Raw genomic sequence first — 15,873 nt, 5'->3', positions numbered from 1 at the left:
CACACGTAAAAAAGGAGGCCAAAGCCTCCTTGTTAATTATCACGACAAAAACTGATTAGGCAAGCGCAGCTTTCGCTTTTTCAGCTACAGCAGCAAAGGCATGTTTATCGTATACAGCCATGTCAGCAAGCACTTTACGATCCAACTCGATACTGGCTTTTTTCAACCCGGCAATTAACCGACTGTATGATAAACCACACTCACGAGCCTGTGCATTAATCCGAGTGATCCACAAAGCGCGGAACTGGCGTTTTTTCTGGCGACGATCACGGTAAGCATATTGTCCAGCTTTGATAACCGCTTGTTTGGCAACACGGTAGGTGCGGCTACGGGCACCGTAATAACCTTTCGCTTGATCTAAAATCTTCTTATGACGTGCTTTCGCCGTCACACCACGTTTAACTCTTGGCATTATTCATTCCTCCCCTTAACTACCGTGCAACATACGCTCAGCCAGACGCGCATCACATTGCTTCAATGTACCCGAAGCAACACGCAACTGACGTTTCTGCTTGCTGGTCTTTTTAGTAAGGATATGGTTTCTATAAGCGCCACGACGCTTGATAATACCACTAGCTGTCTTACGGAAGCGTTTGTGCGCTCCACGATGCGACTTTAATTTTGGCATAGCATTCTACTCCGCATTTGTTCTGCTATTAATAACGATGCAGTGTAATCGATTAGCTCTTTATCTCACTTTAGGATGGATAATTGAGCGAATATTTTTACAACTACCTTATTTTTTCTTTGGTGCTAAAACCATCAGTAATTGGCGGCCTTCTCGTTTCGCATGCTGCTCGATCACCGCATATTCAGCGGTATCCTGTTGCAAACGCTCCATGAGTTTCATACCTATTTCCTGATGAGCCATTTCTCTACCACGAAATCGTAGTGTGATCTTGACCTTATCACCATGATTGAGGAAACGGACCAGGTTGCGTAGCTTGACCTGGTAATCTCCCTCTTCCGTCGTCGGACGGAATTTTAACTCTTTGACTTGAAATTGCTTCTGCTTTTTCTTCGCTTCCGTTTGCTTTTTATTCAATTCAAAAAGAAATTTGCCATAATCCATAATGCGGCAAACGGGGGGGTTAGCTGTGGGTGAAATCTCCACTAAATCATAGCCACCTTCTTCCGCCGCCCTCAATGCTTCTCGCGTTGATACAACGCCCACCTGGTTGCCATCGACATCAATTAAGCGTACCTCAGGTACATTAATTTTTTCGTTAATTCGCGCGCGATCACTATCACGCTTATTCGATACGCTAATGGTTTAATCCTCCAAGTGGTTTATACGCGACCTTTTGCGTCAACTTCCTGACGCATGGTATCACAAATTGTATCAATATTCATCACACCCAAATCCACACCTTCTCTTGTTCGTACCGCGACAGAATTATTTTCAACTTCTTTATCGCCAATAATCAGCAAGTAAGGTACTTTTTGTAAAGTATGCTCGCGGATTTTAAAGCCAATCTTCTCATTTCTCAAGTCAAAATTTGCACGAAAGCCCTGCTTTTGTAAAATAGTTGTCACTTTAGCGGCAAAATCATGCTGTTTTTCACTAATTGTCAATACAGCAACTTGCGTAGGTGCCAACCATAAGGGGAACCGACCCGCATAATGCTCGATTAAAATTCCCATAAAGCGCTCAAATGAACCCAGGATAGCACGATGTAACATGACCGGTGTTTGTCGACTACCATCTTCTGCGACATATTGGGCATCAAGTCTGTCTGGCATAGAAAAATCGACCTGTATTGTACCGCACTGCCAAATACGCCCTAAACAATCAGCTAGCGAGCATTCAATCTTCGGCCCATAGAAGGCACCTTCCCCCGGAGCATCAATCCATTCAATCCCTCTACTCTGCATAGCAAGCTTTAATGCTTCCTCTGCCTTATCCCAAACGGCATCACTGCCTACCCGCTTTTCTGGACGCAAGGCTAACCGGTATTTTATCTCTTTAAAACCAAAATCGGTATAGACTGATTGGACTAACTCAAGCATCATTGCTACTTCAGACTGAATTTGCTCTTCTGTACAAAAAATATGTGCATCGTCCTGTACCATGTTGCGCACACGCATTAAGCCATGCAAAGAGCCAGAAGGTTCACAGCGGTGACAATTACCAAATTCAGAAAAACGCAATGGCAAATCACGGTAAGACCTAAGTCCTTGATTATAAACCTGTACATGGCAAGGGCAGTTCATTGGTTTTACAGCATATTGACGATTTTCTGTTTCTGTAACAAACATCTCATCGCGAAAATTATCCCAATGCCCTGATTTTTCCCACAAAACCTTATCAACTAACTGCGGTGTTTTAATTTCTTGATAACCAAAATCATACAAACGACTACGCATATATTGTTCAAGTAGTTGATAAACAATCCATCCTTTAGGGTGCCAAAAAACCATACCAGGGGCAATTTCCTGAAAATGGAATAAATCCAAAGCTTTGCCTAATTTTCGATGATCACGTTTTTCAGCTTCTTCTAAACGATGCAAATAATCCGCTAGCGCTTTTTTGTCTATCCAAGCCGTACCATAAATACGTTGTAACATTTCATTACGTGCATCTCCTCGCCAATAAGCTCCTGCTACTTTAGTTAACTTAAATGCTTTCAAATACGAAGTAGAAGGCACATGAGGACCACGGCAGAGATCTTCGAAATCCCCTTGTTTGTATAAGGAAAGCGTTTCCCCCTCAGGAATATCGGCAATAATTTTAGCTTTATACTCCTCACCAATATTGCGGAAATAAGCGATTGCCTCATCTCGTGGCAATACTCGACGAGTAATTGGGTAATCCGCTTTGGCCAACTCCTCCATTTTCGCTTCTATACGTTCCAAATCTTCTGGAGTAAATGGTCTTTGAAAAGCAAAATCGTAATAAAACCCATCCTCAATAACAGGTCCAATAGTAACTTGCGCGCCGGGAAATAAGAGTTTAACTGCCTGTGCCAATAAATGAGCTGTTGAATGACGAATCACTTCAAGGCTCTCTTCCTGCTGTTTTTCGGTAATAATGACTAAGGCGCAATCATCACGCATAAGGTAACTAGTATCGACCAGCCGACCATCAACTCGTCCCGCAAGTGCAGCTTTTGCCAATCCAGGACTAATACTTTGAGCGACATCATAAACCGTTACAGGCTGTTCGAAATGTTTGACACTTCCATCAGGCAATTTAACATTTGGCATTTTGTTATCCTTCCATCTATCAGGCAGGTAAAGTTTCAATCATAATTGCAATAACAACTGGTAGCTAGAGAATAATTTCAACGATCAACATACGACAAAAAAAAACCCTGCGGGGCAGGGTTAAGTTGGTAGGCACGAGTGGGATCGAACCACCGACCACCACCATGTCAAGGTGGTGCTCTACCACTGAGCTACGTGCCTATTATTCGTTCTATACCTAGAATGGCGTTGATTATATAAAAGCTATGATTACAAAGCAAATAATTTTAATGCTTACAGGAGTTACCTGAAATTCAACGACTTTCGTTAAAATTTGAATTTAATTTAATCATTTTGTTAGATTAATTTCTCATTAAATCAAATTTTGCCTCGATCCCGGTGCTTTTCGTAAGTCTGCCTTGTTTAGAGAAGGAAGGCCTGAATGGAACTGCTGATTATTCAAGCCATATTTAGGATGCGAGGTTAGCAGCCATGACTAAACCACTGTTATAAAACATTGCTCTACTTTGTTCCATCACGTAGTGCAAAACTCCCTGTTTGGACACTAATTGAAACAACTCCTTGTTTCCCATTCTATTATTACAGAACAATACGAAATTGCAACTATTAATTTCCAAAAGAAATAATATGTTTCGTTTCGTTGCGAATTTGCAGGAAATCTAACCCTTTGCTACACTGCGTTAATTCAGTTACCTAGAAAAGCGCGTTCATGGAAAAAGTCGATTTAACTAAACAATTTGCCTATCGCCTACGTGATGCCATGATTGCTGCTGGGTTTAATTCACAACGCTCTACATCAGGAGTATGTATTCATAAACTAGCGGAGATTACCGGGTATTCACTACAGATCTGCCGTAAATATTTACGCGGTGAAGCAATTCCAGAACCGACCAAACTTGTTGAGATTTCTTCGAAACTTAATGTTTCGCCAGGTTGGTTACTCTTTGGTGATCATCACCACGGCTCCCCACAGCCGGACGATAGAATTACTATTAATAGGAATTTATTACACTATGTTTTCACGCAAGCAGGTGAACTATATACAAATTCCCTACTTGGAGATGAGCTTCCTGATTTCTTGCTGGAATTGATCAATGACCTTGGTCAAATCAATGCGACTGAAGAGCAATCAAAAAAAATTATTGATTTGGCTCTTTCCTCTATTAAACGATTTAGTCACTAGCATGGAGCAATTAAGTATTAGTTATGGATATTCACAACGAGATAAGACCACATTCGCAACTACTAAAATTATTGTTTGCGTTTAAAAATAAAGTAGGGGCTGTATTCAAAGATATACTTGGCATCCATGAAATTAATCATATTGCCATTACTCGTGTTGGTATTGAACAAGAGATAGTCATTTTCTCTTCCACGCCTGCACTTGAATTTAACCTATTTAATAGCGAGCTCTGGCGTTATGATCAAACCTATCATCCCGCCTGGTTTCGCTCAGGTGTACAAACTAGCTGGCAATCATTATATAGCCCGGCGCGTTATGATGAACTTTATTACCTGAAACAGATCAAACATCATTATCCAATCGGCTCTTCTCTCGCAATCCGCCAGGACAATGTCTCTTACATTTACTCATTGGCCAGTAAACAGTCTTGCTCTCAAACACAAGAAATTTTTACCAACCAATCCGATGACTTTCGTAAAATTGGTTTATACTGCACGAATCAGCTGCAGGATCTTTTTATAACTTGTGATAACTTGGCAAGCCTGTCCAAGCCCAAAGAACTTAAACAGCTAATACCCATGGACTCGCTGGTTTAATCTTCCTATTCTTTCTATCCATGCCGGCCTCACAAAGAGGCTTCATACTCTTGGGGCATGAAATCTAAAATCTAACAGGTTAAACAAAGTTGATTGACTAATAGACAGTGAGGAACGATTAATTCTTTGATTGCATAGAAAAAAAACCAGGAATGGGGAAGAAAACTGTTATCACTCAGCCCTCAAAACTGGATTTAGAGGGCTAGCAGAAAGGTAGATAAAACTCTCTACGCTTTTTAAACGACCACTGTCTCTTGTAGCGTATCAGTCATGTTAGCGTCTGCCTGACTATGTTGATCAAGTATATGGCAATAATTTTGACGTTTAATGGGATCTGTTTCTTTTGCACAACGTTCCTGAAAAGTATCGAGAACCCCGTTATCTGCACTACCAGCAAATGAGAAAAAAGGAATTAAACAACTTATTGCTACTGCTGCTAATTTTTTCATTAAAGACCCTTTTAATTGGTTAAGTTAGACTTAAAACACTTAAAGAGAGCACTACCTTATTTCAACACAAGACTAGTGTGCACTAAAATCTATAAAATTTAAATTTTTATTTTAGGCTTCTTCAAATGTCTCTATTAGCTTTTCCATTTTTGTCTTTAGAAACAAAAGATTGCCCATAAATCTGTTACAAAAATCCTTGAGAGTCTGATAAAAACCTCTCATTGCAACCAATCATTCTTTCTATTGACGACGCGCATTGTAACACAAGACACATCCTTTTCTCAAATCCTTTCTGTTTATTAAAAGAATAATTTGATTAAATTAATAACAAAAACCCTGATTACCCTGCATCTCTGGAATGAGGGGTGATAAAAGAAAAATCAAAAAATTAAAAAGAAAAATCATTCCATTAATATAAAAAAAGTTTAAAATTTTATTTTTTTGCACTGGATGCGACTCTTATGTATACGCGACTTCTATTTTTATTATTCTTTACTCAAGCGGCAATAGCGGGACCATGGTTCACAGGCCCGTTGCTTGCCCCTGCGGGAAAAACAATTCCCGCAGGCCATTTCAATTTTGAACCCTATGCTTTTTATAGTGGCTATCCGAACGGATTTCGAAACATTGAAGTCATCCCTATTATTACGGCAGGAATCAATGATTTTTTAGATTTGCAAACATCCTTACCTTACGACTACAGTTGGGATCATGGACAGCATGGAAATGATATTGGTGATTACAGTTTAGGTTTGGGTATCCAGGTTTTGCGGCAAAAAGAAAACTCCTGGCTGCCCGATTTACGACTTGTCTTACAGGAGGTATTTCCTACGGGGCGCTTTGATAACTTAAACCCACGAAAATTGGGCACTGATCAGACTGGTCTCGGTGCTTATCAAACTTTTATTGGCGTGAACTTCCAACGATTGACTCAATTCACAAACGAACATTATTTGCGTACGCGCTTGGGTTTAGTTGCAGCAAGATTCAGCGATGTCAAAGTTCATGGAGTCAGTGTTTTTGGAGGTACCCCCTCAACGGAGGGGCGAGTTAACCTGGACAACAGTTATGCGGTTGATTTAGCTGCTGAATATACATTGACCCAAAACTGGGTTCCTGTTTTTGAAGTATTGTATGTCCATAGTCCAGCAACCAATTTTGATGGCAATCCTGGATTCACTCCCGGAGGTACTGTTGCAGGCGTTGGCGGGAGAGCGGGCGATCAGGTTTCCCTGGCCCCAGCAATGGAGTATAACTTTACCTCAACTCTCGGTGTTATCGGCGGGGTCTGGTTTTCTATCACCGGTCCGCATGCGGCTAAATTCGTTACGGGAGCAGTTGCGCTTAACTATTATATGTAATTTCCTCTCAATGGGTTTAAACGTCAAGCGTTTAGTCTTTCTATAGATGAGCGCTTGGCCCTCTTTAATAGTTAAGATGTAAAACAACGTATAATCAGGTTGAAATTTATAAGAGCGACTCTGGTTTGAGCAAGGTGGATAAGCCCCCTGATTTTACAAAAAAACAAAATGTCCCTACTATAGATAACTTATAGACTCATCTCTAAGGATGGATGATGTTTCCATGGGCCCTTTTTTTTTTAGTAATGACACTGCTAACCGCATTATTCAGTTATAAAGGAACACCCTCTACCGCTACCTACATAACAAAAATTTTATTTTTCCTATTTCTACTCATTTTTCTGGTATTGATAGTCATGAGTGCTTTTGATTCGGCCCCCCCGCTATCCTTAGATCCTAATGGCAAAATGATTCCTTAGATGAAAAATGACTCACTCCATGGAGAACAAAATTAAAGCAATCATGGCAAACACCATTCCCAGGGTTTGTTTTAGGGACAAGCCTTGCTTTAAAAAAAGTATCGATAACAGTAATGTGATAACAGGATACATGGAGGTAATCAAAACAACAGGCATTGCTGGCCCCCTACGTAAGGCAATAATAAAAAAAATGCAAGCAACACCATTGGCAACCCCATTAAGAAGACCATAAAGACCTCCTTTCACAGATAGTTCTGGTTTGAAATTCAGCAATACAAGAGCAAGGACACCAGATACCAAAACCCCCAGACTGGAATAAAAAGTAATAGAAAGTGGATTAATAAAATTTGCCGCCCGGGCGCCCCAATACCCCCAAGCACCATAAAGACAAAGGGCAATAAGCGAGGGGTAATACCAAGAACCAATAGTCATCATAATTTTCGCTTTTACAAATCGCTAAACAGCCGATTTTCAATTCCAAAGACAGAGACTGAGCATAACCGGGCAAGCAATAAAATAAAATCATTAGCGATAAAAATCTGGCAATTTATTTACATGTTTTTCAATTTACCAACAAAATATACCAGGGTCTGCTGACATTTTGCTTGCTTGAGTCGAAAAGTATTGAGTTACGAGCGTCGCTGCACTGTTTACAAGGTAGTCCAGGAAGGAAATCATCTTTTTTTGGCCAAGATAATAGAAATGTCAGGCCCCTAACCAGGAGTAATACGCTCTTGCGTACCATCCATATTCATTTCCACAGTTTCCCTTTTGACTACCTCAGGCAGGATCATTGGAACTAAAGGCAAATCAAGGTGGGTTTCATTTAAAAAACAAGTGTTTTCTTTACTAACCAAGAACTCTTTATCAATGAGATTCATTAAGAGGCCCATAAAGGAAATCATTTGGCTTGCTTTATGGGTGAAAAATTCACAATTTATATATTCCCGTTTTATTTCCTCAAGTAACTCATCGATAGTCTTACCAGGATAGTGGGCCAATACTACAGCCAGAATAAGAACCTCAATACTAGCCAAGCTATGTTGAAATCGATTTGGACTAAACAGCCTATTTTCAGAAAGCTCATTTCTCGAACTTATTATGGAAAACTGCAATACCAGAGTGCGTTCGAGCCTATTATTTTTTTCTAATATGGCAAAAACCATATCCATTTGTGCTTCAGTTAAATATAACATGGCGTTCCTGTAATTAATTTCAATCTCAAGCAGTCTTATGGCTATACAGTATAAATTTAGCAATGGCTCTTAATTATTCTCTTTCTGCACCAAAATAAACTGCCTATAAATTTTATTCGCGATACGTCTTAAAGGGACATGATTTGTATTGACTAATATAATGATAGAAATTTGCTCATCAATATGGCGAACCATCCAACTACCATAACCCCGTATCGCACCATTTTTTTGAGCGACAAGCTTATTTCCAAAATAGGATACCTGCCAACCTAAAGCCCATGACCATCCTTTACGACCAGAAGGCTGACCATCCTGTAAAAAAACTGGACCCCACATTTCCCGATAACTGGCTGATTGTAATAGTTTTCCCTTCGTCATGGCTGCATCCCATTTCGCCATGTCGCTAATGCATGACACAATACCGCCAGAGCCCCACATTTGCGACCAAGGCGTTCGATTTGGATTGGGAACTACCTTGTTATTGATTACTCGGTAGCCAGCCGCCAAACCTGGGGGACGTAAGGTATCAGGAAATCCTGTTTGCTGCATGTTTAGGGGAGTAAATAGGTTTTCCGCTAAAAAATCGCTCAGACTTCGCTGACTAACTTTCTCAATGACACGACTCAACACAATATAACCAAAATTGTTGTATTTAAAATGAGTACCAGGCGAAAATTGCATCGGTTTGTTAGCCAGTTTTTGCCAAATACGCAACCAAGGTAAATGAGGCCCTTGATGTTGTGGAATACCACTGGTATGTGAAAGCAATTGCCGAATTGTTACAGACTGCCATTGTTTCGGCGCATCTGGGAGGTATTTTAATAGGGAAGCATCAAGGTTAATTTTACCTTGCTGTACCAAGATCATCACTGCAAAGGCAGTGATGGATTTAGATATCGAGCCGATACCAAATAGTGTCTCTGTTTTGACTGGCCGCCCTTGCAAATCAGCATAACCATAGCCCTTGATCAAGACAGGCTCACCTTTGTATAAGACAGCAAGGGCCAAACCAGGAATATGGTACTGTTGCATATCAGCCGCTACTAGCTGGTCAACGTTTTGCTCCAATAGGACTGAGTTTGGCAGAGCGGCATTCGAAAAAAATGGCCAGAAGGAAAATAAAACCAAAACAATAGCAATCACCCTTAATGTCTTATTATCCATGATCTTTGCCATAAATAGGTCACACATCCCTCTGTTCAAAGATAGAAAAACGGCAAATCATCCTGTCAATACGATATCTGGTTCATTTGCCATAACTCTGCACAGCTTTATTACTGGACATTCTATTAGAATAAGCCGTTTTTTAGCATTAAAAGGCCTTTTGCAATTTAGTAATTTTGTCAATATTATCATCAAAAACTTGGCGTAATGACTCCAAATTTTCCTGATTTATGGCATTAAATTCTTCATCACTTAATTCCTCAGAAACAGTCATATTAACCAGTGTTCTGATGCTTTCTATTGCTTGACTTACTTCATCCTCCAAGATTAATAAATGTTTTTTACGATTCTCAATTACCTCGTCAGTTTTTTCCAAAGCCATCGATTCTTTTTTTACCTGGATCTCTGCCAATAAACCTTTAAGCTTTTGATCTAACCGTAAAATACTGTCATGCATTTCCTTGTCGACTGCATTAATAAATTTGGATGGTGTAGGTTGTTCGTCAATCATTATCCTCTCTCCAAAACTCTAAGGGGTTATTTATTATAAGCCTAGCGTATACGTTCTATTTCGCCAGTCAGATAAACAGTGTTATGATTGCATCTTTTTGACGCAATGCAAAACTATGTTATTACATTACCTATTTATTATGGGCATTTGTGTGGAAGCAATCACTGGTGCCATCGCTGCAGGTCGAAAAAAAATGGATTTTTTTGGAGTCATGTTGATTGCCTGTATTACTGCTCTCGGCGGCGGAACCGTACGCGACGCTCTTTTTAATACGCATCCGCTGACTTGGGTCGCTCATCCTGAATACCTATTATACACTTCAGCCTGTGCTTTTTTAACTATTTTTATTGCCCATTCACTGGTTCGGATTATGAAGGTTTTCCTTATACTCGATGCATTGGGTTTATCAGCTTTTGTGATCATCGGTACCCAAAAAATTCTTGCCAGCGGCCTTTCTCCTAGCATCGCCATTATTAGTGGCCTGATTACAGGTATTTGTGGTGGTATGTTACGCGACATATTGTGCAATGATATCCCGCTTGTGCTGCGTAAAGAACTGTATGCCGTTATTGCTTTGGCCGGAGCCTTACTATTTATTATTCTGGCACATTTCCATGTTGCCAATGAACTCAATGTAATCATTACATTAATTGCTATTTTCTCCGCTCGTCTACTCGCTATTTTCTTTCACATTGAAATGCCCAAATTTGACTACTCAGAAAGTCTGCGCAAACGGCGGCGAAAATAATTCACCGCCGATTAAGCAGTTTGCCATCAAATTTCACTAATTTCATGAATAACAACATCTTCCAAGGGCACATCTGCATGCCCCATGCGTTGTCCTGTCTTAACTTTCACAATGGCATCAACGACATCCATCCCGTCAGTCACTTCACCAAAGACACAATAACCATACCCTTGTGGATGCTCCCCACTAAAATTCAAGAAGGCATTATCGGCGACATTAATAAAAAATTGCGCTGTTGCTGAATGAGGATCCATCGTTCTAGCCATAGCGATGGTGCCTCGTTTATTCGCTTTGGCTGATTTAGCTTCGTTAGAAATCGATGCCTCTGTTGGCTTCTGCGTCATCTCAGCTGTCAATCCACCGCCTTGAATCATAAAACCATCAATTACACGATGAAAGATCGTATCATTGTAAAAACCCTTACGAACATAGTTGCGAAAATTTTCGGCGGTTTTTGGGGTATTTTCTTCATCCAACTGTATACGAATATCGCCTTTTGAAGTAGAAATTAAAATCATTATGTCTCCTGTTATCTCTTAAAGATTATGACGCAAGTATTAGGTCGCGCATTTTAGCACAAACATCATGCATTACATGGATATTATGTATACTTGCCAATGCGGTGAACAAATTAGCCTTTTGTTTAGAAAGATGATGTAAAAAAGCACGCGTGTAATTCCTGCAAGTATAACACAAACAGCTAGCCATCACCGGTGATGTATCATCCGCAAAACAGGCTTTCTTAATCTGAATACGCTGATTCTCATAACTACTGACAAATCGTAACCACTGACCTTCGGGAAGAAGTTCACCACAATACAGAGCACCGTGACGAGCATTACGCGTTGGGGCAACACAATCAAACATATCAATCCCCTCAGCAACAACATCCAATAAATCTTGCGGCGACATACCTACTCCCATGGTATAGCGCGGTTTATTCTCGGGCAGGTACTCCCTGACCCAACGAATTATTTCCACAGTAGTTGGCATATCAAAACCTACTGTTTCTCCACCAATCGCAATGCCATCTGTATGCATGGAAGAGACAAAATCAGCACTTTCTCGTCGCAGCTCTTCGTAAATACCCCCTTGGACAATACCAAACAAAGCCTGGCTTGCACCATAACGAGAATTCGGATATCGCTCATGATAGGCTATCGACTGTTTAAGCCAACGGTGTGTACGCACCATTATCTTCTGTACTTCTTCACGAGAACAACTGTCGGGGGTGCATTGATCAAAAGCCATAATGATATCAGCACCGATAATTTTTTGTGTTTCCAAAGACATTTCAGGGGTCATATGAATCAAACGCTGTGTACCTGGCAATTTGAAATGCGCACCCTCTTCATCGATAGTACAAATCTCTTTATTCTTGGACAAAGAAAATACTTGAAAACCCCCGCTATCTGTTAGCATGGGACCTTGCCAACCCATAAAACGATGCATCCCTCCCGCTTGCTCAATGATCTGCATGCCAGGGGCACAAAGCATATGGTAAGTATTGCCCCCCAGGATTATCTGACTTCCCGCCTCTAGTAATTCGCACGGGGTCATATTATTCACACCAGCTCGAGTACCAACAGGCATAAATACTGGTGTTACAAAATCACCGTGGGGAGTATTAACACGGGTAACCCGTGCTTTGTTGAAAGGATAATTCTTAAGAACCTCGCAATGGAACTTGTTCGTCATAACTTGTTTTATCGATTGTAATGGTGTGCGATGATAGCCAAGTGGCCTCATATTTACCAGTATTTACTCGTCCTCTCGGCATCATCACTGGTAAAAATACTTTATTGCCCCCATAACTGACTATTCCGAGTTTCCTATTTTACCAGTTTGATTGACATGGTTTGTTTCAACGCATTGCAGTTAAGCATAGGTCCGGAGTATGAGCAGCCCATAGCGTCAAGCTGTCAATACTAGGTCAGTAAAACATATAATTTAAGTTTCTACTCGGCGGATGATAAAAATAGCAGCTACCAGCATAAATAAAAAATAAAAAGCTGACCAGGCAGGCATGGAGAGGCCAAGCCAAGTCCAATTAACCTCAGCACAATCCCCTGCACCCCAAAAAAGGGCATGTAAAACATCGCTCCAGGGAAAATACCTAACTAAGACTCCTAAGTCAGGCATACAAGCCGGAGCTTGGCCGGCAGGCAAGGCTTGCAGCCACAGTTGGCGGCCAGCAAAAAATACACCGCCCAAAGCAAAAATAATTTGCAACACGGCGATGATTTTACGCGGTTTAATCTGCTCTACATAAATCCCTATCAGGCCTAATATAAATAATAAAAAAACGCATAGGCGTTGCATGAGGCACAAAGGACAAGGCTGCAAATTCTTCACATACTGAAAATAAAAAGAACTTATAAGGATAAAAAAACTTAACCCTGCCAACAAAATTTGTCCCTGTCGATAAATAACTTTATTCATGTTCTGATGTCATATATTGAATAGCTTGCTTAAGATCTTCTTCGCTGCATTCTTGGCAGGTTCCCTTCGGTGGCATGGCATTCAGTCCTTTAAGAGATGAAGCAACAAGCCCATCCAATTTCTTTTGTTCAATTCGTGGTTTCCAATCAGCCGCGACTCGAAATTTAGGTGCCCCCGCCACACCATCACGGTGACAAACCGAACAATATTTTTCATAAGTAGCCTGTCCAGGAGCTTCTTTAGCAGAGCTGGCTTCTGCTTTAACTGGTTTTGCAGTAGCAGTCGGTGCGGGCTCTTGTCCTTCCACACGTACCTGGCCAATCGGTTTAATTCTTTGTTCAATTTGTTGGCGGTCAAAATCATCACTAGCGTATGCACTCAACGCTATAGCAATGAGCGAGATAGCAAAACTAAGACGCATGGGGATTACCTTTTCATACCTGAATATAAAAATCATACCGACAAGAAGATAGTATTTCCAGCCTGACTTCACATTGTTCGACTATCTGTTATAGTTTTTCACCTGAATAGCCAATTAGTCTTTCCTCCGTAACGAGAACATTGATGCCGCAGACAAGACTTAGCAAACAACTAGGTAGCCACTTTCCTCTAATTCAAGCACCCATGGCGGGAGGCGCGACAACCCCATCCTTAGTTGCGGCTGTCTGTAATGCCGGAGCGATTGGTTCTCTTGGTGCAGGCTATTTAACCGCCAACGAACTTAGAGAGAATATTCTTAAAACTCGTGCTTTGACTGATAAACCATTTGCAGTAAATCTGTTCATTCCTGAAATAGCCATAGCCAGCCAACAACAAATTCAACAAACTTGTAAAGTAATTACTAATGCTTGCGTAGAACTTAAGCACGAAGTTAAACCCATCAATCCTCCTTATACCCCTTCATTCGAGGAGCAAATGAAGGTTATTGTGGAAGAAAGAATACCTATTTTCAGCTTTACTTTCGGCGTACTTGCACCACAGTGGGTAACCCAATTAAAAAGAAATAGTACTATCTTGATTGGGACTGCCACTACGGTTGAAGAAGCCTTGCTTCTCGAAAAATCAGGTATTGATATCCTGGTTGTGCAAGGTAAAGAAGCAGGTGGTCATCGCGGTACTTTCCTTGGTAAAGCCGAAGATGCTCTGCTTGAGCTTAGAGAACTATTACCTTTATTAAAAACTCAGGTAAAAATACCGGTTATTGCTGCAGGCGGTATCATGAATAGTAACCATATAACTGCGACTCTCGCTCTTGGAGCTATGGGTATACAAATGGGAACCGCTTTTTTAACCTGCGTGGAATCAGGAATTCATCCAAAATATAAAGAAGTTTTATTAACTAGTCGGAAAGATAATACCGTACTTACCACGGCATTTTCAGGGAAATTTGCTCGCGGCATAAGAAACAAATTTACCGAACGCTTAACAAACCAAGAGAACTCTATTCTTGCCTATCCAATACAAAATGCCTTAACAAGGAGTATGCGTGTTGAGGCAGCAAAACAAAATTGCACGGATTTTATGGCCTTATGGGCTGGACAAGCAGCTCATTTATGCCAAGAGAAATCGGCTGCTGACTTAATAAGAGAATTAACCAATGAAGTTATTGAATTTAACCAATAGTGATCTCGTTTCTTTTCCTAAGGAAATTATAGAATATAACCAGTTAGAAACACTTTATCTCGATCAAAATTGTATAAGGCAATTACCTGAAAATATTTCTCAGCTAAAAAAGCTTAAAAAAATAAGTCTCTATAATAACTATTTAACCGATTTACCCTCTTCTTTTTTTGCGATAGAAACCTTAGAGTCGGTCAATCTAAGTGCAAATAAAATTGTCTCTTTTTCAGAAAATATTTCCCAACTAAAAAATTTGCAAATTTGCGATATGCAGCACAATCAATTAACTGAAATCCCCGAGTCACTCGGTAATTTGAGCAAACTACGTTTTCTTTATTTAGGTGGCAATCAACTTCAAACACTGCCCAAAACTTTTGGAAATTTAAAAAATCTCCTCTATCTAAATTTAACTTATAATCAATTTATTTCGCTTCCCGATTCCCTGGGAAAATTAAGTAATCTTATTGAATTACGCCTATACAGGAATCAACTTCAAAACTTACCTGAAGCCTTAAGCAAGTTAGCAAAATTGAAAGAATTATATGTCATGGAAAATCAACTAACCCAACTACCTTTATCGATCGGCAAACTAACCAATTTACGAAAATTGATGTTAGAAAATAATCGATTAAATACCCTCCCTGCAAACATTGGTGATCTTAAAAAACTCACTGACCTAGATCTGCGCAATAATCAACTAACTCATCTCCCGGAATCAATTGGTCAACTTAAAGCACTACGGTTCCTGGATTTGCGAGCCAATCAACTATCCGAACTTCCAGCCACACTCCAGACATTGAGCAAGCTTGAAAAACTTGATTTGCGATTGAACAAATCCCTGCTTTTGCCTGATTGGCTACCTAAATTAGCACAACAAGGATGCACTATTTTTGCATAATTAACTGAAATTGCTTTAAAAAAAACCAAAATTAAACGTTTGCTTTTCCTCTAAAATCTCGCTAAGGTATGGGGCACTT

Annotated in this window: 20 protein-coding genes and 1 tRNA gene; 7 read left to right on the top strand and 14 right to left on the bottom strand. The window is 40.3% G+C overall.

Features of this window, described 5'->3' with window-relative positions:
* Positions 1–55 precede the first annotated feature (55 nt).
* From rplT to DYC89_RS02875, 5 genes are all read right to left on the bottom strand, one after another.
* Entirely contained in the window at positions 56–412 is a 357-nt protein-coding gene (gene rplT, locus DYC89_RS02895) for a 50S ribosomal protein L20 (protein WP_058447551.1), read from the bottom strand.
* Between the two features lie 15 nt (positions 413–427).
* Positions 428–628: a 50S ribosomal protein L35 gene (rpmI, locus tag DYC89_RS02890; protein ID WP_019218047.1), complete on the bottom strand. Its 201-nt coding sequence runs from the start codon at positions 626–628 to the stop codon at positions 428–430.
* A 108-nt stretch (positions 629–736) separates the two neighbouring features.
* Positions 737–1,270: a translation initiation factor IF-3 gene (infC, locus tag DYC89_RS02885; RefSeq protein ID WP_115220416.1), complete on the bottom strand. Its 534-nt coding sequence runs from the start codon at positions 1,268–1,270 to the stop codon at positions 737–739.
* Positions 1,271–1,290: 20 nt separating this feature from the next.
* Positions 1,291–3,207 carry a threonine--tRNA ligase gene (thrS, locus tag DYC89_RS02880; protein ID WP_115220415.1) on the bottom strand — a complete coding sequence of 639 codons (1,917 nt, stop codon included), beginning with the start codon at positions 3,205–3,207 and terminating at the stop codon, positions 1,291–1,293.
* Between the two features lie 126 nt (positions 3,208–3,333).
* Positions 3,334–3,408 (bottom strand) — tRNA-Val (locus tag DYC89_RS02875).
* A 508-nt stretch (positions 3,409–3,916) separates the two neighbouring features.
* Here DYC89_RS02875 and DYC89_RS02870 point away from each other — a divergent pair.
* Together DYC89_RS02870 and DYC89_RS02865 are read left to right on the top strand one after the other, a co-directional pair.
* A complete protein-coding gene (locus DYC89_RS02870) occupies positions 3,917–4,390 on the top strand; it encodes a helix-turn-helix domain-containing protein (protein WP_115220414.1) in 474 nt (157 codons plus the stop codon).
* A gap of 23 nt (positions 4,391–4,413) precedes the next feature.
* Positions 4,414–4,986 carry a hypothetical protein gene (locus DYC89_RS02865; RefSeq protein WP_115220413.1) on the top strand — a complete coding sequence of 191 codons (573 nt, stop codon included), beginning with the start codon at positions 4,414–4,416 and terminating at the stop codon, positions 4,984–4,986.
* Positions 4,987–5,222: 236 nt separating this feature from the next.
* Here the strand turns inward: DYC89_RS02865 and DYC89_RS02860 are convergent, their stop codons facing one another.
* Positions 5,223–5,435: a hypothetical protein gene (locus DYC89_RS02860; RefSeq protein WP_115220412.1), complete on the bottom strand. Its 213-nt coding sequence runs from the start codon at positions 5,433–5,435 to the stop codon at positions 5,223–5,225.
* A 461-nt stretch (positions 5,436–5,896) separates the two neighbouring features.
* Between DYC89_RS02860 and DYC89_RS02855 the strand changes: the two genes are divergently transcribed.
* Positions 5,897–6,796 (top strand): hypothetical protein, encoded by a 900-nt coding sequence (locus tag DYC89_RS02855; RefSeq protein WP_115220411.1) that lies wholly within the window; start codon positions 5,897–5,899, stop codon positions 6,794–6,796.
* Between the two features lie 212 nt (positions 6,797–7,008).
* A complete protein-coding gene (locus tag DYC89_RS16825; protein ID WP_256593805.1) occupies positions 7,009–7,215 on the top strand; it encodes a DUF1328 family protein in 207 nt (68 codons plus the stop codon).
* A gap of 12 nt (positions 7,216–7,227) precedes the next feature.
* On the opposite strand, the gene DYC89_RS02845 is transcribed toward DYC89_RS16825, so the two are convergent.
* The 4 genes from DYC89_RS02845 to DYC89_RS02830 all read right to left on the bottom strand — a co-directional run bounded on the left by DYC89_RS02845 (position 7,228) and on the right by DYC89_RS02830 (position 10,086).
* Positions 7,228–7,647 carry an EamA family transporter gene (locus tag DYC89_RS02845; RefSeq protein WP_115222633.1) on the bottom strand — a complete coding sequence of 140 codons (420 nt, stop codon included), beginning with the start codon at positions 7,645–7,647 and terminating at the stop codon, positions 7,228–7,230.
* 281 nt (positions 7,648–7,928) lie between these two features.
* A complete protein-coding gene (locus DYC89_RS02840; RefSeq protein ID WP_115220410.1) occupies positions 7,929–8,411 on the bottom strand; it encodes a hypothetical protein in 483 nt (160 codons plus the stop codon).
* Between the two features lie 69 nt (positions 8,412–8,480).
* Positions 8,481–9,575 (bottom strand): serine hydrolase domain-containing protein, encoded by a 1,095-nt coding sequence (locus tag DYC89_RS02835; protein WP_115222632.1) that lies wholly within the window; start codon positions 9,573–9,575, stop codon positions 8,481–8,483.
* Positions 9,576–9,723: 148 nt separating this feature from the next.
* On the bottom strand, positions 9,724–10,086 hold the full coding sequence (locus DYC89_RS02830; RefSeq protein ID WP_115220409.1) for a hypothetical protein: 363 nt from the start codon (positions 10,084–10,086) through the stop codon (positions 9,724–9,726).
* 115 nt (positions 10,087–10,201) lie between these two features.
* Here DYC89_RS02830 and DYC89_RS02825 point away from each other — a divergent pair, with 115 nt between their 5' ends.
* A complete protein-coding gene (locus DYC89_RS02825; RefSeq protein WP_115220408.1) occupies positions 10,202–10,834 on the top strand; it encodes a trimeric intracellular cation channel family protein in 633 nt (210 codons plus the stop codon).
* Positions 10,835–10,860: 26 nt separating this feature from the next.
* Here the strand turns inward: DYC89_RS02825 and DYC89_RS02820 are convergent, their stop codons facing one another.
* The 4 genes from DYC89_RS02820 to DYC89_RS02805 all read right to left on the bottom strand — a co-directional run bounded on the left by DYC89_RS02820 (position 10,861) and on the right by DYC89_RS02805 (position 13,697).
* On the bottom strand, positions 10,861–11,352 hold the full coding sequence (locus tag DYC89_RS02820) for a peptidylprolyl isomerase (protein WP_115220407.1): 492 nt from the start codon (positions 11,350–11,352) through the stop codon (positions 10,861–10,863).
* Between the two features lie 25 nt (positions 11,353–11,377).
* On the bottom strand, positions 11,378–12,532 hold the full coding sequence (gene tgt, locus DYC89_RS02815) for a tRNA guanosine(34) transglycosylase Tgt (protein ID WP_115222631.1): 1,155 nt from the start codon (positions 12,530–12,532) through the stop codon (positions 11,378–11,380).
* Between the two features lie 252 nt (positions 12,533–12,784).
* The gene (locus DYC89_RS02810; RefSeq protein ID WP_115220406.1) at positions 12,785–13,276 is read right to left on the bottom strand and encodes a disulfide bond formation protein B; all 492 of its coding nucleotides are present in this window, start codon (positions 13,274–13,276) and stop codon (positions 12,785–12,787) included.
* The gene (locus DYC89_RS02805; protein WP_115220405.1) at positions 13,269–13,697 is read right to left on the bottom strand and encodes a c-type cytochrome; all 429 of its coding nucleotides are present in this window, start codon (positions 13,695–13,697) and stop codon (positions 13,269–13,271) included. The genes DYC89_RS02810 and DYC89_RS02805 overlap by 8 nt, the downstream gene beginning before the upstream one ends.
* A gap of 143 nt (positions 13,698–13,840) precedes the next feature.
* Between DYC89_RS02805 and DYC89_RS02800 the strand changes: the two genes are divergently transcribed.
* On the top strand, positions 13,841–14,899 hold the full coding sequence (locus DYC89_RS02800) for an NAD(P)H-dependent flavin oxidoreductase (RefSeq protein ID WP_115220404.1): 1,059 nt from the start codon (positions 13,841–13,843) through the stop codon (positions 14,897–14,899).
* Positions 14,874–15,794: a leucine-rich repeat domain-containing protein gene (locus tag DYC89_RS02795; protein WP_115220403.1), complete on the top strand. Its 921-nt coding sequence runs from the start codon at positions 14,874–14,876 to the stop codon at positions 15,792–15,794. Before DYC89_RS02800 ends, DYC89_RS02795 begins: the two co-directional genes overlap by 26 nt.
* Positions 15,795–15,873: the final 79 nt, after the last annotated feature.

The sequence above is a fragment of the Legionella donaldsonii genome (assembly GCF_900452385.1).
GTDB classification, from domain to species: Bacteria; Pseudomonadota; Gammaproteobacteria; order Legionellales; family Legionellaceae; genus Tatlockia; species Tatlockia donaldsonii.
The sequence above is the reverse complement of the archived record's forward strand: the minus strand, read 5'-3'. Positions and strand labels throughout refer to the sequence as shown.